General features: G+C 66.7%; 16 protein-coding genes. 6 read left to right on the top strand and 10 right to left on the bottom strand.

Annotated elements, in window-relative coordinates; genetic code table 11:
- Positions 1 to 216: 216 nt before the first annotated feature.
- Positions 217 to 3,012: a bifunctional [glutamate--ammonia ligase]-adenylyl-L-tyrosine phosphorylase/[glutamate--ammonia-ligase] adenylyltransferase gene (gene glnE / locus AC13FN_RS16815; protein ID WP_054170804.1), complete on the bottom strand. Its 2,796-nt coding sequence runs from the start codon at positions 3,010 to 3,012 to the stop codon at positions 217 to 219.
- Between the two features lie 364 nt (positions 3,013 to 3,376).
- Here glnE and AC13FN_RS16810 point away from each other — a divergent pair, with 364 nt between their 5' ends.
- Complete coding sequence (locus tag AC13FN_RS16810; protein ID WP_012509864.1) at positions 3,377 to 4,891, top strand: acetyl-CoA hydrolase/transferase family protein; 1,515 nt, start codon at positions 3,377 to 3,379, stop codon at positions 4,889 to 4,891.
- Between the two features lie 133 nt (positions 4,892 to 5,024).
- Here AC13FN_RS16810 and hglS read toward each other — a convergent pair whose 3' ends face one another.
- From hglS to AC13FN_RS16765, 9 genes are all read right to left on the bottom strand, one after another.
- A complete protein-coding gene (gene hglS / locus AC13FN_RS16805; RefSeq protein WP_049437066.1) occupies positions 5,025 to 6,386 on the bottom strand; it encodes a 2-oxoadipate dioxygenase/decarboxylase HglS in 1,362 nt (453 codons plus the stop codon).
- Positions 6,387 to 6,551: 165 nt separating this feature from the next.
- Positions 6,552 to 7,040 (bottom strand): hypothetical protein, encoded by a 489-nt coding sequence (locus tag AC13FN_RS16800; protein ID WP_049437069.1) that lies wholly within the window; start codon positions 7,038 to 7,040, stop codon positions 6,552 to 6,554.
- Positions 7,041 to 7,071: 31 nt separating this feature from the next.
- The gene (locus AC13FN_RS16795) at positions 7,072 to 7,824 is read right to left on the bottom strand and encodes an HAD family hydrolase (protein ID WP_049397778.1); all 753 of its coding nucleotides are present in this window, start codon (positions 7,822 to 7,824) and stop codon (positions 7,072 to 7,074) included.
- 95 nt (positions 7,825 to 7,919) lie between these two features.
- Positions 7,920 to 8,330: an EF-hand domain-containing protein gene (locus AC13FN_RS16790; RefSeq protein WP_049437070.1), complete on the bottom strand. Its 411-nt coding sequence runs from the start codon at positions 8,328 to 8,330 to the stop codon at positions 7,920 to 7,922.
- Positions 8,331 to 8,562: 232 nt separating this feature from the next.
- Positions 8,563 to 8,934, bottom strand: coding sequence for a hypothetical protein (locus AC13FN_RS16785; protein WP_049437073.1), 372 nt, complete (start codon positions 8,932 to 8,934; stop codon positions 8,563 to 8,565).
- A 557-nt stretch (positions 8,935 to 9,491) separates the two neighbouring features.
- Positions 9,492 to 10,205 carry a M15 family metallopeptidase gene (locus AC13FN_RS16780; protein WP_049435065.1) on the bottom strand — a complete coding sequence of 238 codons (714 nt, stop codon included), beginning with the start codon at positions 10,203 to 10,205 and terminating at the stop codon, positions 9,492 to 9,494.
- Complete coding sequence (locus tag AC13FN_RS16775; RefSeq protein ID WP_482985047.1) at positions 10,138 to 11,688, bottom strand: serine hydrolase domain-containing protein; 1,551 nt, start codon at positions 11,686 to 11,688, stop codon at positions 10,138 to 10,140. Before AC13FN_RS16775 ends, AC13FN_RS16780 begins: the two co-directional genes overlap by 68 nt.
- A gap of 22 nt (positions 11,689 to 11,710) precedes the next feature.
- The gene (locus tag AC13FN_RS16770; protein ID WP_482985046.1) at positions 11,711 to 14,710 is read right to left on the bottom strand and encodes a TonB-dependent receptor; all 3,000 of its coding nucleotides are present in this window, start codon (positions 14,708 to 14,710) and stop codon (positions 11,711 to 11,713) included.
- A 51-nt stretch (positions 14,711 to 14,761) separates the two neighbouring features.
- Entirely contained in the window at positions 14,762 to 16,252 is a 1,491-nt protein-coding gene (locus tag AC13FN_RS16765) for a transglutaminase-like domain-containing protein (RefSeq protein ID WP_281056072.1), read from the bottom strand.
- Positions 16,253 to 16,384: 132 nt separating this feature from the next.
- Between AC13FN_RS16765 and AC13FN_RS16760 the strand changes: the two genes are divergently transcribed.
- The 5 genes from AC13FN_RS16760 (at position 16,385) to AC13FN_RS16740 (ending at position 22,397) form a co-directional block, all read left to right on the top strand.
- Positions 16,385 to 17,824: an SH3 domain-containing protein gene (locus AC13FN_RS16760; RefSeq protein ID WP_482985045.1), complete on the top strand. Its 1,440-nt coding sequence runs from the start codon at positions 16,385 to 16,387 to the stop codon at positions 17,822 to 17,824.
- On the top strand, positions 17,821 to 18,915 hold the full coding sequence (locus AC13FN_RS16755) for a dipeptide epimerase (protein WP_012478950.1): 1,095 nt from the start codon (positions 17,821 to 17,823) through the stop codon (positions 18,913 to 18,915). The genes AC13FN_RS16760 and AC13FN_RS16755 overlap by 4 nt, the downstream gene beginning before the upstream one ends.
- A gap of 558 nt (positions 18,916 to 19,473) precedes the next feature.
- Positions 19,474 to 20,322, top strand: a complete 849-nt coding sequence (locus AC13FN_RS16750) for a MurR/RpiR family transcriptional regulator (protein WP_053442421.1) — start codon at positions 19,474 to 19,476, stop codon at positions 20,320 to 20,322.
- A 15-nt stretch (positions 20,323 to 20,337) separates the two neighbouring features.
- The gene (locus AC13FN_RS16745) at positions 20,338 to 21,099 is read left to right on the top strand and encodes a L,D-transpeptidase family protein (RefSeq protein ID WP_482985044.1); all 762 of its coding nucleotides are present in this window, start codon (positions 20,338 to 20,340) and stop codon (positions 21,097 to 21,099) included.
- Positions 21,096 to 22,397: an APC family permease gene (locus AC13FN_RS16740; protein WP_482985043.1), complete on the top strand. Its 1,302-nt coding sequence runs from the start codon at positions 21,096 to 21,098 to the stop codon at positions 22,395 to 22,397. Before AC13FN_RS16745 ends, AC13FN_RS16740 begins: the two co-directional genes overlap by 4 nt.
- Positions 22,398 to 22,474: the final 77 nt, after the last annotated feature.

Genomic DNA, 22,474 nt, shown 5'->3' with positions numbered 1-22,474 from the left:
GAACGCTGACGGGTTGTGCCAACCAAGGTTGGCACCTACCAACAGCAGGCCAACGGCCAGATCATCGGTCCGGCAGGTCATCGCCGAGCCATTGATCCGGTGGGTGCCGACCGTTGGTCGGCACGCTCCATCAGAGTTCATCGCCGCTGAAAGATAGTGCCGACCAACGGTCGGCACCTACCCAAAGCAAGCCATTGCTCTGGCGGATGCAACCACTCAGGCGAACGGCAACGCTGCAGCTCTGCACGCTGCGGTAATCGCGGCACACGCCTCTTCAATCGCGGGCGTGGTCGGTGCCAGTCGCGGACGTCGATCCAGCGTGCAGGCCAGACCCACGTCCAGCAGCGTGGCATGCGCGCCATGCAGCGCCTGCGCCGTGTCTTCCGGCAGGAAACCGGCAACCGCCAGCGCATCGATCAACGACGGCGTATCGCGTGGTTGCAGCAGCGCCGCATGCTGCGCACTGCGCGCCAGCACGCCGGTCTGCAGCAGGAACTCCAGGTCCACCACACCACCCGCGCCCTGCTTCAGGTCCAACCGCGCGGCATCGCTGCGGTCCAGTTCGGTGCGCATGCGGCCACGCATCTTCAACACATCGGCATACAGCGTGGCCGGATCGCGTTCGCGGCCCAGCGTCTGCGCACGCACCTGTTCGAAGTCAGCCAGCAGGCTGGCATCGCCGGCCACACCACGCGCGCGCACCAGGGCCTGGTGTTCCCAGGTCCACGCACGCTCGCGCTGGTACTCGGTGTAACTGGCCAGCGAAGACACCAGCGAACCCTTGCCGCCATCCGGGCGCAGGCGCACGTCGATGTCGTACAGGCGGCCCGCAGCAGTGACCGCACCGAGCAGCGCCATCACCTTCTGCGCCAGGCGCGCATACCAGCGCCCCGGCTCCAGCGGACGCGCGCCGTCGCTGGCGTCCACGCCGGCCGGATTGTCGTGCAGGAACACCAGGTCCAGATCGGAGCCGAAGCCCAGTTCCAGGCCACCCAGGCTGCCGTAGCCGATGATCGCGAAGCGGCCACCGGGAATCTCACCGTGTGCGGCGCGCATGTCCGCCTCGGCCATTGCCAGCACGGTGACCACCACCGCCTGCGCCAGTTCGGCCAGTTGCCGGGTGCTGTCCACCGCGCCCTGGCGGCCGTCCAGCGTGGCCATCGCCATGCGGAAGCTCAGCGCCAGCCGCGTCTCGTTGAGCCAGCGCAGCTGCGATTCGGGATCCTCCACCGGCAGCACCTGCTGGCACTCGGCCAGCATCCCGGCGGCATCCGGCATCGGCCCGGACACGCGTACGTCCAGCAATTCGTCCAACAGCAGCGGATACGCCGCCAGGCGTTCGGCCAGCAGTGCGCTGCGCGCCAGCACATCGACCAGCCGCGCCAACGCGCTGGGCTGCTCGTCCAGCAGCGCGAGATAACTGGTCCGGCGCAGCACCGCCTGAAGCAGGCCAAGCACGCGCTTGAGCGCGGCATCCGGCTGCGGCGAACGTGTGGCCGCATGCAACAACGCGGGCAGCACACGGTCCAGTCGCGCACGCGCGGCATCAGACAGTGACTTCACGCCGGTGCCCTGGGCGAAATCGCGCAGCGACTGGTCGGCGCCATTGGCATCGAGGAAACCGGCTTCGGCCAGCAGCGGTGCATTGCTGCCTTCGGGCAGGCTGCGCCAGTAGTTGGCCAGTGCATCGGGCGCGGCCTGGCCCTTGCGCGGTGCCAGCAACGCGGCGAATTCAGTACTGACGCGCTGCTGCTGTTCGGCCAACGCCGCGCGCAGCACGTCCCAGTCCGGGTAGCCGAGGCCGACGGCAATGCGCTCGCGGTCCAGCGCATCGCTGGGCAGCACATGCGTCTGCGCATCACGCAACATCTGCAGGCGGTTTTCCAGGCGGCGCAGGAACAGGTAAGCCTCGCGCAGCGCGCTGCCATCCTCAGGCGCGATCTGTCCGGCGGCGACCAAGGCGTCCAGCGCCACCAACAGGCGGCGCTCGCGCAGTGCTGGCTCACGGCCACCCCGGATCAGCTGCAGCGCTTGGCACAGGAATTCGATTTCGCGGATGCCACCGGCGCCGCGCTTGATGTCTTCATGCAGTTCACGGCGCGCGACTTCGGCGGTGATGGCCGCCTTCATCTCGCGCAGGCCATCGAGCGCGGTGAAGTCCAGGTAGCGGCGGTACACGAACGGGCGCAGGGTCTGCAGCCACGCTTCACCGGCCTCGATATCGCCGGCCACCGCGCGCGCCTTCAGCCAGGCGTAGCGTTCCCAGTCGCGGCCTTCGCGCTGGAAGTACTGATCCATCGCTGCGAACGACAGCGCGACGCGGCCGGCGCTGCCGAACGGGCGCAGGCGCAGGTCGACGCGGTGGCTGAAGCCATCGACGGTGGTTTCGTCCAGCAGCTTGGCCAGGCGCTGGCCGAGCCGGGCGAAATACTCTTCGGCGGCCAGCGCGCGCGGCCCGTCGGATTCGCCGCCGTGTGGGTAGGCGTAGACCAGGTCGATATCGGAACTGAAGTTCAGCTCGCCGCCGCCCAGCTTGCCGAGGCCAAACACCACCAGCTGCTGCGGAGCGCCTTCGCCATCGCGAACCACGCCGTGGCGCTGGGCGAACTCCTGCTGCAGGGCATCCAGCGCCAGCCGCAGGCAGTCCTCGGCCAGGGTGGTGGCGCCGGCCAGGGTCTGCGCCACGTCGTCCAGCCCGGTCAGGTCACGCCAGATCAGCCGCGTGGACATGGCCGTGCGCCAGCGCCGTATCTGCGCCGGCCAATCGCTGGGCTGCAGCGGGTCGAGCACGGGTGCGGGGATCGGCGGGCAGCCGGGCGCGGCCAGCTGCGCCAGCAGCGCCGGTTGCCGCACCAGGGTATCGAGTGCGAAATCGCTGGTGACCGCCAACCGGGTCAGCAACGGCAGCAGGTCAGCCGGGACGGGCTCGGGCAGGACCTGGGCCAGGCGCGCCAGGGCGCGGTCGACAAGAGGCTGCAGGGAGGCGGGCAGGTCAGCGGGGGCGAGAGTCATGAGCGGATTGTATCGACCCCGTAGAGCCGACCGCTGGCCGGTAGATCCGATGATCCTGCCGAAGGTTGCTCAGGTTGCCGGCCAGCGGCCGGCACTACCAATAATGGGAACCGCGTATTCATACTGGGCAACAGGCAATAAAAAAGCCCGCTTGCAGCGAACTGCCAGCGGGCTCTGCTCCCTCCCCCACGTCGGGATGCAGGGCCATCGTGCGGGCTGCGAAAGCACTTTGCACGCTGCACTGCAAAACAAAACCGGTGGGTTTGGGTGAGCCCCCGGGGAAAAGCCATTCCACGAAGGTAGAACCCCCCGTACGGATGAGGATGGCCGATAATCGGAATTCCCCCCAGCAACACGTGTCGTCATGTCTGTTGATCGCATCGCCAACGCGCGTCTCCGTGACCGCGTGGTCTCCGCAGAGGCCGCAGCCGCGCTGATCCAGCCCGGTGAAACCGTGGCCATGAGCGGCTTTACCGGCTCCGGGTATCCCAAGGCCGTTCCCGTGGAACTGGCCCGCCGCATCGAAGCGGTGCATGCCCAGGGCCAGCCCTTCCAGATCAGCCTGATGACCGGCGCCTCCACCGCGCCGGAACTCGATGGCGCGCTGGCCAAGGCTGATGGCATCGCCATGCGCATGCCGTTCCAGAGCGACCCGGATGCGCGCAACCGCATCAACGAGGGCAAGCTGGATTACATCGACATCCACCTCAGCCACGTGGCCCAGCACGTGTGGTTCGGCTTCTACGGCGAGATCGATACTGCGGTGATCGAAGTCTCGGCCATCCGCGAAGATGGCTCGCTGGTGCCCTCCACCTCGGTCGGCAACAACAAGACTTGGCTGGACCTGGCGAAGAAGGTGATCGTCGAGGTCAACGAATGGCAGCCGGCCGGCGTCGACGGCATGCATGACATCTACTACGGCACTGCGCTGCCGCCGCACCGCAAGCCGATTCCGCTGGTGAACGCCAACGACCGCATTGGCGACACCGCGCTGCGCTGCGACCCGGACAAGATCGTGGCCGTGGTGCGCACCAACGGCCCGGACCGCAACAGCCCGTTCAGTCCGATCGATGCGACCAGCGAGCAGATCGCCTCGCACCTGATCGAGTTCCTCAAGCACGAGGTGAAGAAGGGCCGCCTTCCACCGAACCTGCTGCCGCTGCAGTCGGGCGTGGGCAACATCCCCAACGCGGTACTGGCCGGCCTGGCCAAGAGCGGTTTCCGCGACCTGGCCGCGTTCACCGAGGTGATCCAGGACGGCATGCTCGACCTGCTGCGCGATGGCGTGCTGAGCTATGCCTCGTGCACCGGCTTCGCGCTGAGCCCGCAGGCCAACGAGACGTTCAAGGAAAACATCGATTTCTACCGCGAGCGCATCATCATGCGCACGCAGGAAATCTCCAACCATCCGGAACTGGTGCGTCGCCTCGGCTGCATCGGCATGAACGGCATGATCGAGGTGGACATCTACGGCAACGTCAATTCGACGCACGTGATGGGCACCCGCATCATGAACGGCATCGGCGGTTCGGGCGACTTCGCCCGCAATGGTTTCCTGTCGGCGTTCCTGAGCCCGTCGACGGCGAAGAACGGCACCATTTCGGCGATCGTGCCGATGGCCAGCCACGTCGACCACACCGAGCACGACGTGTCGGTGATCGTGACCGAACAGGGCCTGGCCGACCTGCGTGGCCTGACCCCGCGCAAGCGCGCGCAGGTGCTGATCGACAACTGCGCGCACCCGGATTTCCGCCCGCAGCTGCAGGATTACTTCGACCGTGCCAGCCGCGAAAGCTACGGCAAGCACACCCCGCACCTGCTGCCGGAAGCGCTGTCGTGGCACCAGCGCTGGCTGGATACCGGCACGATGAAGGGCTGACGCCCGCGGCTGTAGAGTCGAGCCATGCTCGACTCTCCTTCCCTGTGGAGCCGAGCATGGCTCGGCTCTACAAGGGCCCGCTCCACAGAATCCCTGTAGAGCCGAGCCCACGCTCGGCTCCACGGCAAGCCGTTTACCCGCGCAGCGCCGCCAGCGATTCCGCCTGCAGCCGCTCGTAGATCTCGAACTCGTCATTCACCGCCACGCCCAGCGCCTGCTCGAAGGCCTCGCGGTTGGCGTGCGCGGCATACGCGCGCTGTTCTTCGCCGCCCAGGTTCGACTGGAAGATGCCCGCGGCGCTGACCGGCAGGAAATCCTCGTAGACGATCGGGTCGGCCGTCGCCAGTCCGGCGGCCACCAGCACTTCAGCCGGAAGATCCGCCACGCGCTCGGGCGCGGCACGGCCGGCGTCGGTCAGCTGGTAGCGGTAATACCCCAGGCCTTCCTGGCGCAGCGTGTCGTGGTCATCCGGGAAGCTGGCGAACACCGCCTGCAGGCGCTGCCCGTAGTCGCCGCCGGTGCTGCCTTCGCCACCGGCATCGCGGGCCTGCGACAACAGCTGGTCGTACAGCGCGCGGCCCTTCGGGGTCAGCGCAAGGCCGCGCTGTTCGATCTCGCCGAAGCGCGCGGTATGCGTGCCGGCATCGCCACCTTCCGCGTCCGGGAAATGCACGGCCTCTTCCAGTGCCTTGAAACTGGTCTGCCGCAGCAGGATCGGGCAGGCACGGCGCGGCGGGCCTTCGATGACCGCCTTGGCCGCCATGCCGTGCTCGATCATCGCGGCCTGCGCGGCGTCGATGTCCAGCGTGCGCGGGGTCAGGTGATTGATGTGCGGGCCACGGAAACTGACCACGTCGGCCACCAGCCGATGCGCGTTGTGCAGCGCGTGGTAGGTCGGCAAATCGACCGTGGCATCACCGTGCCAGCGGAAGGTTTCCAGCGCTTCATCGACAAAGCGCTCGGCATCGGCCTGCGACAGGCCACCGTCACGCTCGGCCTGGTCGATCAGCGCCAGGGCGCCCTCGGTGAAGATACGGCGGCGTTCGAGGATGCGTGCGGACTCGGCACGCAGCGCTTCGTCCTCGATCAGCTCCAGGCGCAGCAGTGAGGTGAACACGCGGAACGGATTCTGCGCCAGCGCGGCGCCAGTGAGCGGGCGGAACGCGGTGGAATGCACCGGCACGCCGGCCACCGACAGGTCGTAGTAGCCGACCGGGTACATGCCCATCACCGCGAACAGGCGGCGCAGCGTGGCCAGTTCCTGCACGGTGCCCACCCGGATCGCGCCATGGCGTTCTTCATCCAGGCGCGCACGCTCGTCATTGCGCTGCAGCTGCGCGGCCAGCGCCGGGTCCTGGGCAAGCACCTGCGCGTTGATCCGCTCCACCAGTTCCACCAGCGTGCCGTACAACGGCACTTCAGTGCGGTACATGCGGGACATGGCCTGTGCGAACAGGCGGCGGATCACATCAGGCGAAACGAAAGAGGCGCTCATCAGTCACTCGATTACGGGAACGGGGAACAGCTCGAACCCGTATTGTCGCCGGAGCGCGCGGCGGCGGCGATATGCAGAGCAACATGAAAGAAATCGGTAGTGCCGGCCGCTGGCCGGCAACCTCCGGATGCCTGGAAGGGTGCAGTTGCCGGCCAGCGGCCGGCACTACCGCTTGAGTTGGCGTTTCAAGGTGGCATCCAGGGTGATCGGCCGGTCCCAGTGCTGGTAGCTGGCCACGATGGCATGGCGCACGGCGCGGTAATGCAGGTTGTCCGGCTTGGAGGGCATGCGCTTCACCACCGCCTCCCAGCCGCCCGCCGGGTCCTGGCTGAAGGCGCGCACGCTGTCGCGGCAGGTCTGGCCGCTGGCCTTGGCCCAGAAACAGGCGAAGTAGATGTCCCCGGCCTGCCAGCCGTGGGTGGTGAACAGCGCGCTGATGTAGCCGCGCGGCACGTCGGCGTAGCGCGACACTTCGTCGAGGAAGGCGTCGGGGTAGCGTTCGGCGTAGTGGTTGATGTCCTGCAGCTGGGCATCGACCCAGCTATCACCGGTCTCCACCTCGTAGGCTGCCGAGCGCTCGGCGGTCTGCTGGGCCAGCACGGTGGCCGGCACCAGCAGCAGGGACAACAACAGCGCGCGCAGTCGGACGTTCATGCCCCGATTCTGCCGCAGCCGCCGGGTCCTGTCAGGCCGCCGCAGCGGCCTTGGCCTCGATCGCCGCCAGTGCAGCCGGCCAATCGTGGGCGGTGTCGGCGGTGACCATGCGCGGTTCGTCGTCGGCCACACCATGCTGGGTCTCGTGTGCCCAGGTCACTGCATACGGGGTATGCACGCCCCAACCACCGAGGGTGACCACCGGCTCGATGTCCGAACGCAGCGAGTTGCCGACCATCACGAAGCGCTGCATCGGCAGATCGAATTCGGCCAGCACGCGGGCATAGGTTTCCGGATCTTTCTCCGAGACGATCTCGATGCGCGGGAACAGCTCGGCCAGGTTGGCGACCTTGATCTTCGCTTCCTGGTGGAACAGGTCACCCTTGGTGATCAGCACCACCGGGTAGTGCTCGGCGATGGCTGCCACGGCTTCGCGCACACCGTCGATCAGTTCGACCGGGTGGCGCAGGGTGTCGTGGCCGATATCCAGAATGCGCTGGATATCCTTGGCCTCGATGCGCTGGCCGGTGATGTCGATGGCCGCTTCGATCATCGACAGGGTCATGCTCTTCACACCGTAGCCGAAGGTGCCTAGGTGGCGCTGCTGAACTTCCAGCAGGTGGCGCGCGGTCTGGGTGTCATGCACGTCGACGTAGCGCGACAGCAGGTCAAGGTAATCCTGCTCGGCCTTGCGGTAGTAGTCCTCGCTCTTCCACAGCGTATCGTCACCGTCAAAACCGACCAGGCCGATGGCGCGCGACGGCGCAGGCGTGGAGGTGTTCATCGGCCAAGGATACAGGGGTGGCGATGACGAGAAAAACCCGGGCGGCCGCAGCCGCCCGGGTCCCCATGCACCGGTCTTCCCGAATCAGGTGTGGATCAGCGGCCCTGGGCCGCGCCGGCACCCGCACCGGCCTGCTGCGCGGCCACATAGGCCTTGTACTCATCGGCGCTCAGCTCGCCGTCCTTGTTGGTATCGGCCTGGTCGAACACCTGGGCCAGGCCCGCGTTCACCTGTGCCTCGGTCTTGCTGATGGTGCCGTTGCCATCGGTATCGATGCTGGCCCAGGTCTGGCCACCGCCATTGGCCTGCGCCGATGCCGCTGCGGCCGCATTGGTCGCCTGGTCGGCGGCCTGGCCAGCCTGTGCAGCCGCCTGCTGGGCCTGTGCGGCCTCGTTCTGCGCATGCGCCGCCTGCTGCTTGGCCGACTGCGCCATCGCCGGAATGGCCAGCACGCTGCCAGCGGCGACGATCAGGGCGATCAGGGGCTTGCGGTTGCGAATAGTCATCAGGGGTGTCTCCTGCCAATTGGGTGGTGTTGCGCGGCGTGTTGTCTCCGCACGGCACCTACCCTGCCACCGCGTTTCTGAATCGATTTTGCGTCGCGAGCGGCGTGCACACACACGATTAACCACTCGCCTCCACCCATGCATTAGCGCGGTGGTTAGCAGCAAGTGAGCAGCTCATAAGATGCGCATTCAGCGCTGCCGGATTTAACCGGCAACCAACGAAAAACCTGCGTCAGTCGACGGTTTTTCCCGATGACCGCGAACTGAACAACACCCACCCAAGGGCGACACCGGCGAGCGCGCCGGCGATTTCCAGCACTACGCGACTGCCGAGTTCGTTCGGATCGTGGATGGTTGCCAGGAACAGGCGCGCGTACAGCGGCGACTCCAGCCGCACGATGCCCATGTAGAACAGCTTCCACGCATCGATGCCGGCGGAGATGATCACGGCGATGACGCAGGACCAGCCGATGGCGTGGCCGACCGTCCAGTGCAGGAGTCGGCACAGCTGCGACCACAGGAAGTACACCAGCAGCCCGACCAGCAGGGCGATGGCGCCGGCTTCCAGGGTACCGAGCAGGCCGAAGTGCAGGGGAAGGTTCATCGGGTGGGCAGCGGTGGGATGGCGGCCAGTGTAAGGGTATCGGCAGGGTTGCACCCTGCACCCGCAGAGGCTTCAGGCAACGGCCAAAGCCAAAGCGGCTCTGGACTGCTGATGGTTTGGCGGGACGATGTGGGTGGGCAGGACACGCCGTAAACCCATCCCTGGGGGCTCGATGGCGCCATCCATGGCGCCAACGGTCCTGCCCACCCACACCGCCCCACCTCCGACAGATTCCTAATGACGGCGTGGATCTACCGTGTCGACCAAGGTCGACACCTACCAACAGCAGCGACCCACTGTCGAAGGCGGGGTGGGTCCGGTTGCGGGGGCGTGAGCCGCATGGATGCGGCGACCGAGCTTACATGGGTGAGGGCGCTTTGCTTGCGAAGCACTGCTTCGCAAGCGCCCGAACGCACAGCCGCCAGCGGCTGGGCCGGACCCCGGAGGGGGGCTTGCAGCGCCCCCCGCAACCGGCCCCACCCCGCCATCCCACAGGAGGCCCGCTTTTGACGTTGCTTCGGCCTCTGCGGGTGCAGGGCGCAGCCCTGCCGATACCCCTACCGCACGGGGACGTCGTACGCGGTACCGGGATCCGGCTCCGGCTGCAGGGTGTAGTGCCACCACTCCTGCGGGTAGTTCACGAAACCACGCCGGGCCATCGCCTGCACCAGCTGCTGGCGGTTCGCCCGCTGCGCATCAGTCAGCCCGCTCGCCCGTGTATGCGCACGCGGGCCAAAGAAATCGAAGTCGGTGCCCATGTCCAACGGCATGCAATCACCGCTGCGGCAATCCAGCAGGCCCAGATCAACGGTGGCACCGCGGCTGTGGCCGGATCGCTCGGCGATGTAGCCGTCGGCCAGCAGCCGTGGCTTGTTCAGATCCGGGTACTGCAGCGCCTTGCGCGAGAGTTCGCCTGGGTCGTTCACCCAGGCCATGAAGGCCTGCACCGAACGCACCGGCCGATAGCAATCGTAGAGCCGCAGGCCGAAACCCTGCGCGCGCAGATCCTGTTCCACCTGCGCCAGCGCTTTCGCTACCGGCGCCAGCAGGTAGCAGGACGACGCCTCGTAGCCGGGCACGCGCGCGCCGGTGAAGTTGTTGGCGCCGGCGTAGCGGATGTCCATGTCGATACGCGGCGCCACCGAACGGATTTCCACCAGCCCTGCCTCGGTCGCATCGGTGGCTGGCGAAACGCGCGGTGGCTCAGCGGCGCTGGCGGTCGCCGTCAGCGCAGTCGCCAGTACGAGTGAAATGCAGGTCGTGGAAGTCATAGCTGAAGTCGATGTCCGGATCGATGGCGCGCAGGTCCAGCGTCGGTACCGGGCCCTCGCCTGGCTGCAACCACGCCTGCGCTTCGTCGCCCAGCGTATCCCAGCGCAGCAGCCAGCGCCCCTGCAACTGCAATACGGCCGCCTGCAACTTTGGCGACTTGTCCACGCTGAAGCGCAGGCCATCCTTGCCCGGGCACAGCGACGCCGGGCCCAGCCAAGGGTCGCTGTAGCGGCCCTGCCAGCGCGTCAGATCAGCACCCATGGTCGCCTGCGCCGGACTGGCTTCAGGCCGCTGGTGGCCGGTTGCCGCGCGCATGGCCTGGTCAGCCTTCAGTTCGGCCAGGTATTCCATCGCCGGGCGTGCATCGTCGGGTGCGGTGAAGCGCTTCAGCGTGGCCTGCATCAGCGCGGTGCGCGCATCCTCGCCCTCGCCGTTCATCAGCATCACCACGCCCACCCTGCGGTCGGGCAGCAGCGCCAACGACGAATACATGCCCGACAGCGTGCCGGTGTGCGCCACCTTCCACTGCCCGTGCATGTCCGACACGCGCCAGCCATAGCCGTAACCGTAAAAATGCGCGTTGTCCCAGCGTCGCTGGCGTTCACCCAGCGGCATGGGCATGTGCAGGGTCCACAGCGTGCGGCGCTGCTCAGCGCCCAGCCATTCCGGCACCAGCGCAGGATCCAGCAGCACCTGCATCCAGCGCGTCATGTCCCGCAATGAACAGCGGATGCCGCCGGCCGCCATCGACGGCAGATCGGGGCTGATCGCTCCATCTGCGTTCACGACCTCATTGCGATCGCCGCGCCAGGCATGCGGTTGCGCGACGTTGCCCACATCACTCACCGACCACGCCCCCACCTGGCAGCGCGTCATACCGAGTGGTTCGAACACCTGCTCGCGCATCAACCGGTCGTACGGCTTGCCACCCGCCGCGGCCGCCACTTCGCCGGCCACCACATACATCAGGTTGTCGTACGCATAGCGGCTGCGGAAGCTGCTGACCGGCTTCAGGTGCGCCAGCCCGGCGATGATGTCGGCACGGGTGAACGCGTTCGGCTCCGGCCACAGCATCAGGTCGCCGGCCCCCAGGCCCAGGCCGCTGTTGTGGATCAGCAGGTCACGCACCTGCATCTGCTGGCCCACCCACGCGTCGTGCATACGGAAGTTGGGCAAGTGCCGCTGCACCGGATCATCCCAGCGCAGCTTGCCCTGCTGCACCAACCGCGCCAGCAACGCAACGGTCATCGCCTTGCTGTTGGAGGCGATCTTGAACAGCGTGTCCTCGTCGATATGGCCGCCATCGCCGCGCACACCCTCCGCATGGCGATAGACCACCTGCCCGTTGTCGACCACTGCCATCGCAAGCCCGGGCAGATGTTCGACCCGGACCACGGTGGCGACATCGGCATCGAGGGATGCGGTGTCGGTCGCCGATGCCGAAGAGGCGGCCAATGCCGCCAGCATCCAGAGGCTATACATGCTCACGCCCCGGCACTGGGCCTCAGTAGGCCCAGGTGACGGTCAGCTGCGCGTAGCGCGGCGACTGGAAGCTCGTGCCGTAGCGGTACAGCGGGTTCGGCGTGCCGATGCTGTCCTGCGGCTCGTAATCCTGGTCCACGGTCACCACGCGCTGCTGGTTCAGAACGTTGTACACCGCCAACTTCAGGCGCAGATCGGTGGGGATCGGCACTTTGTACGAAACACTCACGTCCAGGTCGTAGGTCCACGGCGTACGCCCATCGCCGCCGCGCGGCGAATGCACGAACACACGTTCGGACGGTACCGTCGCCTGGCAGTTGGACACGCACACGTAGTAGCTGTGGAAGTCGGTGTCGTCGAAAGGATTGCCGGCACCGAAGCGCGTGATCGGGCTGCCCGACTGTACGCCCAGCGTGGTGGCCACGCTCAGGTTCTCGGTCAACGAGTAGCTGCCGCGGAACTTGAACTGGTGGCGGCGATCGTTGGCCAGGTAGCCGTAGCCGCGATAGTTGACCCACGGGTTGTCGAAGTTCTCGGTGCGGCCGGCATCGGCGAAGTCGGTATCGGAGTTGACCGGGCCTTCGGCGTTGCCGCGTCCATAGGCCAGGGTATAGGACGCGTTGAAGCCCCACTTTCCATCCCACGCACGGTCGACCTGAAGTTCCAGCGCCTTGTAGTCGCGCTTGGGCTTTACCCAGCCGCGCTGGCCCACGTAGTTGCCATCATCGTCGTACAGCGCCCAGCCTTCCCTGGATGTGTCGATGTTGATCCAGCCATCATTGGTGCCATCACAGTTGGTGTCGCCCCAGACAGTGTTGGTGCGTCCCGGGTTGCCCATGATCCACACCCCGTCGATGGCACCGCATTGGCCGGTGGCGGTGATGTTCATGTCATCGATGGCGTTGTGCAGGCGGCGGTAAGTCACGCTGGCGCCAACCGACCAGGCCTCGTTGATCATCTGCTGGAAGCCCAGGATCGCTTCATCCTGGTAGACCGGATCCATGTCCCGGTTCACTTCAGCACGCAGGTCCGGCACGCTGCCATCGCCCTGCGAATTGTCCACCGGTCCGATCTGCGCGCCCAGCACCGGCACATTGTTGGCCGCGCCGCTGTAGCCCAGGAACTCATACCAGGTGCGTTCGTCGAGGAAGCCACCGGCCTGCTTGATGTTGATGACGTTCGCCACGGGCAGGAAGTAGCGTCCCAGGTTGCCAAACACCTTGGTGGTGCCATCGCCGCGCACATCCCACGAGAAGCCGAGACGTGGCGCCACCATGTCATCGATCTTGATGTAGCTGCTGCCATCGCCGCCCTTGTTGTCGAAGGCTTCCAGGCGCACGCCCATGTTCAGCAGCAGGTTCGGTGTCACCTGCCAGTTGTCTTCCAGGTACCAGGCCGAGTTGACGGTCTCAAACGCACCCTCCACCTCATAGCGGCGCGTACGCGCCACCAGGCCACTGGCCGGCACCACACCGCCGTTGAGTGAACTTCCCGGAGTACGCGCATAGATGTCGTAGCGCAGGCCGCCCGGACCGGGGTAGGCACGGCTGTAGTCGGAGGTGTTTTCCTCGCGGTCCATGCCGAAGCGCAGCAGGTGATTGCCCAGTGTCCATTCGAAATCGGCGCGGGCGGCCTTGCGGGTATCCAATGCTGATTCCAGCTGCGAGCTGCTGGTGCAGCTGCGGTCACCCTGCAGCGAGGGTGGCACGCCCTGGCTGGCCGTTCGGTTGTCGAACACACGGTTGCAGTTCTCGTCCATCAACGAGCTCTGCATGCGGTTGCGCTTGTTCTCGCCATACATCAGCTTCATGGTCAGGTCGTTGTTGACCTGCCAGCTATAGGTGCCGGACCAGTTCTTGCCGCCCACCGTGTTATAGATCTGGTTGCTGCGCTCACCCACAGTCTGTCCCGTGGCGTAGTCGTAATCGTAGACATCGGTGAGCGTCTTGCTCTTGTCCGAGAATCCGAACAGCGACAGCATCTGGTTGTCGGTGATCTGCCAGTCGATCTTGCCGCCCCAGAACGGATCATCGGCCTTGCCCTGGCTCAGGCGGGTGCCAGCGTCGTTGGTCGATGTCGGGCGGTAGTCGCGAGCTTCATACATGCCGAAGAAGAACAAGCGGTCCTTCACCAGCGCACCGGACGCGAATACGTTCAGCGCACTGCGACTGTAGTCGTCGCGGCTCGCTGTGATGTAGCGGCTGCCGCTGCCGTCGTAGCGGTCGCGCGCCTGCGACTGCCAGGCACGCGGTTCGAACACCAGTTCGGCACCGGCCTTGAAGTCGTTGCTGCCGGACCGGGTGACTGCGTTGATGACACCGCCGGTACTGCGCCCGAACTCTACCGAATAGCCGCCAGTCTTGACCTGGAATTCCTGGTAGAACGAGAACGGCACCGACGAGAAGCCGACCCGGTTGTAGAAGTCGGTAACGTTCAGGCCGTTGATGTAGACGGTGTTCTCCGCCACCGACGAACCACCGAAGGAAATGCCCTGGCCGCCCAACGAGCCCTTGCCCTTCACCGCGCCGGGCGCGAGCAGTGCCACGGCGGTGATGTCACGGTCCACCGGCAGGCGCGAAAGCTCCTCGCGGGTGATGTTCGTGGCCGATTCGGTGGACTTGACATCCACCATCGACACCACCTGCGGTGCACGTACCTCGACCGTACCCAGCGTGCTGACCGCACCCAGCGGCACGTTCACTGTGGTCGCACTGCCAAGGCTGATGGTGACCTGGCCAACACGGCTGGCCGCTCCACCCGGCAGGCTCACGTCCATCTCGTAGGTGCCGACCGGCAGCAACGGGATGCGGTAGCTGCCATTGGCGTCGGCCTGCACCGATCGGACAAAGCCCGTGGCGGGGTTGCGTACGGTGACCGTGGCACCGGCCGGCACCTGGCCGGCATCGCTGACCAATCGGCCGACCACCGAACCATCCTGTGCGAATGCGCTGGGCGCGATCACGCCCAGACACGCCCCGAGGGCGACGCACAACGCCGCCCGCTTGATGCTGTAAGCCTTCATCCCCTGCTCTCTCCTGCAAGAATTGAATGGTGTGAGTTGCGATGTGTCGCGCTAGCGTTGCCCGGCTGGCAGTACCCGCCACTGGAAGTCGTAGCTCCATTGGTCGAAGTACAGGTTGCCGCCTGCCCACTCGGCCTCGCCGCGCTGCGAGTCGACCGTTTCCGAGCGGTAATGCTGCTTGGCCGGCACGAAGGGCTGGCCGAAATCGTCGTTGAAGGCGATGCGGTAGCCGTCGAGGCCACCCAGATAGAAATTGCGCAGTGCAGGCACATCGCTGGCGAGCGCGCCGGTGGTCACGTCCATCGGCAGCCAGCCGTAGGGCGCCAGGTAGACCTGCCCCCAATCATGCAGGTTGTTGTAGCCGCTGCCGTCGCCGGAGAACACCATGCCCGACTGCCAGCGTGCAGGAATACCGTTCAGGCGCAGCAGCGCGATCAGCAGCAGGGTCTGCTGCCCGCAGTCGGCATGGCCGGCCCGCAGCGCGTAATCGCTGATGTTGCTGATCGTGGAGTACTCGCGCGCACCGGCCCAGGGAATGCGGTCGACCGCAGCAAACAGCCTGCGCACCACTTCATACGGGCGCGTTTCACCCTGCAGCACCTGGTCGGAGAACAGCTTCAGCGCGGGGGTGAAGCGCACATGCGGCAGCTGTTCGGCCAGGTAGGGCTTCAATGCGGGATCGTTCGGTGTGGCCTGCACCTTGGCGGGATCGATCGCGGTGTGCCGGGCAAAGAGCGTGACCGCATAGCGGATCTCGAAGCGGGTCGGCTGCCCGGCCACGGCCTTGGCTTCCAGGTAGGCCGTGCGCTGCAGGGTGCTGGCTGGCGCCACCCGCGCCTTGCCCGGGGTGCTGCCCAGCCACTGCACCTGCTCCTGCTGGCCCGGAATCTCGCGCGGGTACGGAATCCAGGCGCGCACGGTTTCACCGGCCGGAACGGCATCGGCTTTCACCGTGAGCGACTGGGTGAATTCAATGCGCTGCGGCAGTACCGACGCCTGGCCACTCTGTTCGGCCGCGGCAAGCACGCGCGCGTGGTGTGCATTGAGCACCTCGTTCGGGCCCGGCGCCGGCATCGGTGCATCCGCGCGGCGGCGTGCGCGTGCCTCATCGCTGAGCAGGAACAGGTTCGACGGTGCGCGCTTGAAGTACCAGCGCGCGCCATCGATATCGAGGTGTTCAATCAGGCCGAGCTGGTCCCAGCGCGCGAATTCCTCGTCGGTGAGGTCGGGAATCCAGCGGCGCACGGCGGACTTGGCGGCGGTTTCGTCGAGGGAAAAATCCAGGCGGATGCGGCGCATGCGTTCTTCCTGGAACGCGATGTCGTCGAAACTGACGCCAGGCTCCGCCGCGTCGGCAGCCGACCAGGTGTTCAGTTCGCTGTGAGCTTCAAAGAACCGTCCCGCGTCGATCATCTGCACGACGCGCGCAAACTGGATGGCTGAGGGCGGCGGCTCCGCTCCCGCCGACCACGCCCACAGCAGCAGCGCGGCACAGAGACCGGCGGCGGCAGGCAGACACGGTTTGCGAACGGCAGACTCCACAGCGACACTTCCCCAGCGCGGGTGGTAACGGCTGTGTAACACGGGCCGGGATGCCGGTCAATAATTTATTCTTGATTTCGAAGCCAAAAGGAATAAATATTCCAACAGGCATTCGAGGAGGGTGTGCACCGCATGAGCCTGGCTTCCCGCGAACCGCGCCGGCGTTGGCCGCGCCGGCTGACCCTGGCCCTGTGCCTGCTGGCCGCGCCGGCCTTCGCACAGGCTGCCCCGGCACCCGATCCCGGCGCACCGCTGCCCTATGTGATCGGCCTGCACGAGGCCTACCTGACCCCGCAGTACTGGGCCGCGCGCCTGGGCAACGCCGATGCGCCGATCCTGAATCGCGCGCAGATCGAGGCACAGAACGCGCGGATGCGGGCACAGGACAGCCACATCCAGGACATCGCCGCACTGCCCGCCCAGCTTGATGCAGCGACGGTGCGTGCCAGCATCACCGCGCTGTCGAGTTGGCCCACTCGCGCCCTCTACAACGACAAGGGCCAGGCGATCGCGACCGCACTGCGCAGCGCGATCGAAGCCAACCTCGGCCTCGATGCGATTCCTGCCCAGGTGGCACCGGCCTACGGGCTGGTGGTGAAGCGCGCGGCACTGCGTACCTTCCCCACCCGCGAGCGGGTCTTCAGCACTGCCGGTGACACCGACATCGACCGCTTCCAGGAATCGGCACTGTTCCCCGGCGACAGGGTCGCGGTGGTCCATCGCAGTACCGATGGCCATTGGCTGTTCGTGCACAGCGAGCGCTACAGCGCGTGGATCGAAGCCGGCGCCGTCGCCAGTGGTGACAAGGCCACGGTGCTCGGCTATGGCACGAAGGGCCCGTACCGCATCGTCACCGGCGCCACCGCGCAGACCGCCTACACCCCGGAGGAACCGCGCGTCTCGCGCCTGCAGCTGGACATGGGCGTGCGCCTGCCGGTGCTGGCCGACTGGCCCGCTTCAGAACCCGTGAACGGCCAGCAGGCGCACGCGTCGTGGGTGGTGCAGCTGCCGGTGCGCGAGGCCAACGGGCGCCTGAAGCTGGTGCCGGCGCTGCTGCCGCGCTCGCAGGACACCGCCGCCGACTACCTGCCGCTGACCCCGCGCCTGCTGCTGCAGCAGGCCTTCAAGTTCCTGGGCGAACGCTACGGATGGGGCCACGACTACGACACCCGCGACTGCAGCGGGTTCGTTTCCGAGATCTACCGCAGCTTCGGCGTGCTGCTGCCGCGCAATACCAGTGCACAGGCGGTCAGCCCCGCGCTGGATCGCCTGCCCTTCACCGGCAAGGACGGCAAAGCGGTACGCGACCGCGCCGTCACCGACCTGCAGGTGGGCGACCTGGTCTACATTCCCGGGCACGTAATGATGGCCATCGGCCATGTCGACGGCCGCACCTGGGTGATCCACGATACGGCGGGCGGCAGCTGGTTCGGTGCCGACGGCACGCGCGTGCAGGCCCACCTCAATGGTGTTTCGGTCACGCCGCTGGAGCCGATGATGGCCAGCGATACCGTCCGCTACATCGACCGCATCACCAACATCCAGCGCCTGCGGGCCAAGACTCCTGAATGAAGATCACTGCCATCGAACTGGGCATGCTGCGCGTGCCGCTGAAGACGCCGTTCAAGACTGCCCTGCGCACGGTGGAAACCGTGGAAGACGTGGTGGTTCTGATCCGCACCGACACCGGCCACACCGGTTACGGTGAAGCCCCGGCCACTGCGGTGATCACCGGCGATACGCACGGCTCGATCATCGAAGCGATCCGCCACTTCATCGCGCCGCGCCTGATCGGCCAGGACGTGGTCAACCTCAACCATCTGTGCACGCTGGTGCAGACCGCGATGGAGCGCAACACCAGCGCCAAGGCCGCGGTGGAAATCGCGCTGTACGACCTGTGGGCGCAGCTGCACGGTGCGCCGCTATATCAGATGCTCGGTGGCGGCGACCCGGTGATTACCACCGACATCACCATCAGCGTGGACTACATCGACAAGATGGTGGCCGATTCGCTGTCGGCGATCGAGCGCGGCTTCGAGTCGCTGAAAATCAAAGTCGGCAAGGACATCGGCCTGGACATCGAACGGGTCAAGGCGATCCATGCCGCCGTCGAAGGCCGCGCCCTGCTGCGCCTGGACGCCAACCAGGGCTGGACCGCCAAGCAGGCGGTGCATGCGATGCGCACGCTGGAAGAGGCCGGCGTGGTACTGGAGCTGCTGGAGCAGCCGGTTAAGGCCGCGGACATCAGTGGCCTGAAATACGTCACCGACCGCGTCAACACGCCGGTGATGGCCGACGAAAGCGTGTTCAGCCCGAGCCAGGTGATGGACCTGATCCAGCAGCGCGCGGCCGACATCATCAATATCAAGCTGATGAAGACCGGCGGCCTGTCCAACGCGATCCGCATCGCCGACATCGCCGGCATCTACGGCGTGCCATGCATGATCGGCTGCATGATCGAATCCAGCATCAGCGTTGCCGCCGCCGTGCACCTGGCGGTGGCCAAGAGCGATGTGATCACCAAGGTCGACCTGGACGGCCCGTCGCTGGGCCAGTTCGACCCGGTCAGCGGCGGCGTGCATTTCAACGAATCGGAGATCAGCATCAGCGATGTGCCGGGGTTGGGCATCACCGAAGTGCGTGGGCTGGAGATGCTGGGTTGATCTCTGCCTTGCGGCTGGCCTTGCGTGCCACTGACGTTGGGTCGGGCGTTGCTTTTCTTTTCGCGAAAAGAAAAGTAACCAAAAGAAACGCTCCGCCGGCCGCGAGCCGGTGCTACGAACCGGTTCCCTGCGCTCCTCGGCCCGTCGAGGGACGGCGCGGGAACTCGCTACGCTCAGACACCCGCGCCTCTTCGCCCTCGCCGGACCTGCGTTGCTCGGCTCGCTTGAAGGCGGACTCAACGTCCAATGCAACAGCTGCACCTATTAGATCCACACCACGCGTGGAAGCGCTTGTTTTTGCCCTACCCCGTAACCCCTTCGCGGCTGGCGCGCGCGCGATGTGTCCGGGGTGGGGGGGGGGGGGGGGGGGGGGGGGGGGGGGGGGGCGGGGGCGGGGGGGGGGCCCGCCCCCCCCCCCCAGACCCGACGCCCCGGGGGCCACCACCGTCCGCCGCCGCCTGGGCCCCCCCCCCCCCCCCCCCCCCCCCCCCCGACCCACCCCATAATTCGCTTTACGCGGTCAACCGCAACGCCTTTGCAGACACCCGGACACCCCGCATGCCGCCCCTGCTGAAGATCCGTTCCGAGCGCGGGCAGATGTCGGCCATCGAGCGCCGCATTGCCGACTTCATCCTCGACAACGCCCACCTGCTGCGCGACTACTCGTCCCAGCAGCTGGCCAGCGCGTTGGGCATCAGCCAGTCCAGCGTGGTGAAGTTCAGCCAGAAGCTCGGCTTCAAGGGCTACCCGGACCTGAAGTACTCCATCGGCCAGGATGTCGCCCGTGCTGGCGCCGATCCGCAGCAGGCACCCAGTGAACCCGACAGCGGCGACGACTACCTGCGCCTGGGCGACGCCCTGCGCCGCAGCAAGGCGCAGGCCGAAGAGGAAACCCGACAGGCCAATCCACGCGAGGAGATCGAGCGCATCGTGCAGCTGCTCGACGGCGCGCCCAAGCTGTTCGTCCATGGCCTGGGTGACGATGGCCTGTTCGCCCGCGAGTTCGCCATGCGGCTGTCGCTGCTCGGCCTGCTGGTGGTGCCGCATACCGATCCGATCCTGATGCTGGCCAACCTGTCGGCCGCGCGCCCGGGCGATGCGCTGCTGATGTTCTCCGAGTTCGGCAACCTGCCCCAGCTGTCGCAGCTGTCACGGCAGTTCCAGGACATGGGTGGCAAGGTGATTTCCATCACCCGCCACACCGCCAACCCGCTGCGCGCGCATGCTGATGCAGCGCTGGTGGTGTGTGCGCACGATCGCACGCCGCAGGTCGCGCAGCTGCTGTACCGTAGCGCCATGCACGCCCTGCTCGATTTCCTGTTCGTGCTGCTCTGCCACACCAATCCGGACCGCCAGCAGCAGCTGGCGGTGAACCTGGAGCGGATCGACCACCTGCTGGATTCCTGACCGGAGCACCTGTTGATGAAATCGCTGGTTCGCCTCGCTACCGCTGCGCTGCTGCTTGCTGCAGCGGTGTCCGTCCACGCGGCACCGCTGGATGGTGCGCGCCAGCTGATCGTGGTCACCAGCGAAAGCTGGGACAGCACCCAGGGACAGCTGCAGGCCTATGTGCGCGATGGCAAGGGCTGGCACGCGCATGGACAGGCGTTCCCGGTGGCGCTCGGCCGCACCGGCAGTGCCTGGGGCCTGGGCCTGCACCCGGCGCAGGCCGACGGCCCGCAGAAGCAGGAAGGCGATGGCCGCAGCCCTGCGGGCGTGTTCGCGCTAGGCAGTGCATTCGGCTATGCCGTCACTCGTGCCGGCACCGCGATGCCCTACCAGCCGATGCTTGAAAGCAGCTACTGCATGGACGTACCCGGTTCACCGTTCTACAACCGCATCGTTGATGAAAAGAAGGTCGGCAGTGCAGCGGTCAAGGGCTCCACCGAGCCGATGCGGCTGGACCTGCACAACAAGGGCGATGTGCGTTACCAGGAAGGCTTCGTGATCGCCCACAACCCGGACAACCAGCCCGGCAAGGGCAGCTGCATCTTCGCCCACCTGTGGCGCCAGCCGGGTGAGGCCACCGCCGGCTGCACCGCGATGCCGCAGGAGCGCATGCAGGCCCTGCTGAACTGGTTGCGGCCGCAGGATGCGCCGCGCTTCGTGCTGCTGCCGCGTGCCGAGTACACGCGCCTGCAGGCCCAGTGGCAGCTGCCCGCACTGAACGGAGACGCCCGTTGAGCGCGCAGGACGAACCGCAGCTGCAGCGCGCGGTCAGCCGCTGGCAGATCGTCGGCCTGTCGATCAACGATGTGATCGGCAGCGGCATCTACCTGCTGCCGGCCGCCACCGTCGCCCTGCTCGGCCCCTTCAGCCTGTGGGGCGTGGTCGCTGCCGGCATCGTGGTCGCGCTGCTGGTGCTGTGCTACGCGCAGGCCGCCAGCTACTTCGATGAACCCGGTGGCAGCTACCTGTATGCGCGCGAGGCGTTCGGGCGATTCGCCGGGTTCGAGATCGGCTGGATGATCTGGTTGACCCGCATCAGTTCGGCGGCCGCACTGAGTAATGCACTGGCTGATGCGGTCGCGCGCTTCTGGCCGTGGGCCGGCGCCGGCATGGGCCGCATCGCGGTGATCGTGGTGTCGCTGGGCTTCCTCACCGGCGTCAACATCATCGGCGTGCGCTCGGCCGCGCGTACCGGCGTGGTGCTGGTGATCGGCAAGATGCTGCCGCTGCTGCTGTTCGTGGCCATCGGCGCGTTCTACATCGATCCGCAGCTGGCCTTCTCCGGCCAGCGCCCGGACCCGCATGACCTGCAGCGCATGGGCGAAGCCGCATTGCTGCTGCTGTACGCCTACGCCGGCTTCGAGAACATCCCGGCTGCTGCGGGCGAGTACCGCAATCCGCGCCGCGATATTCCGTTCGCGCTGATCACCATGATCATCACCGTCACCGTCATCTACGGCGCGGTGCAGGTGGTGGCGCAGGGCACGCTGGCCGGCCTGTCCAGCTCCGCCACGCCACTGGCCGATGCCGCCGCCGGCTTCGGCGGCGAGGCGCTGGCGCTGATCCTCACCATCGGCGCCACCGTCTCCATCCTCGGCACCAACAGCAACACGATGATGATGGGCCCGCGCTTCCTGTTCGCGCTGGCCCGCGATGGCTACGGGCCGAAGATCCTGGCGCAGGTGCACCCGCGCTTCCACACCCCGGCCGCCTCGATCCTGTGCCAGGGTCTGATCGCGCTGGGCCTGGCCCTGTCCGGTTCGTTCGTGCAGCTGGCCCTGCTGTCGATGACCACGCGCCTGTTCGCCTACATCGGTACCGCTGCTGCAGTGCTGGTGCTGGCCAAGCGCTACGCGGACCGGCCAGGCGCGCTGAAGCTGCCCGGAGGGCCATTGATTCCGGTGCTGGCACTGCTGCTGTGCGTGGCGCTGTTCGCCAGTGCCAGCTGGCAGAACATCGCGGCTGCGTTGGTCGCGTTTGCCATCGGTGCGGTGATCTACAAGCTGCCGCGCAAGGATGCCGACGCCGGGTGACCGGTAGCGCCGGGCCATGCCCGGCGGATTGATCTGGCGATCACGCTGCCGGACCGGGCCGTTAACCGCCACGCAGG

Source organism: Stenotrophomonas sp. 115C5, assembly GCF_056861055.1.
The sequence above is the reverse complement of the archived record's forward strand: the minus strand, read 5'-3'. Positions and strand labels throughout refer to the sequence as shown.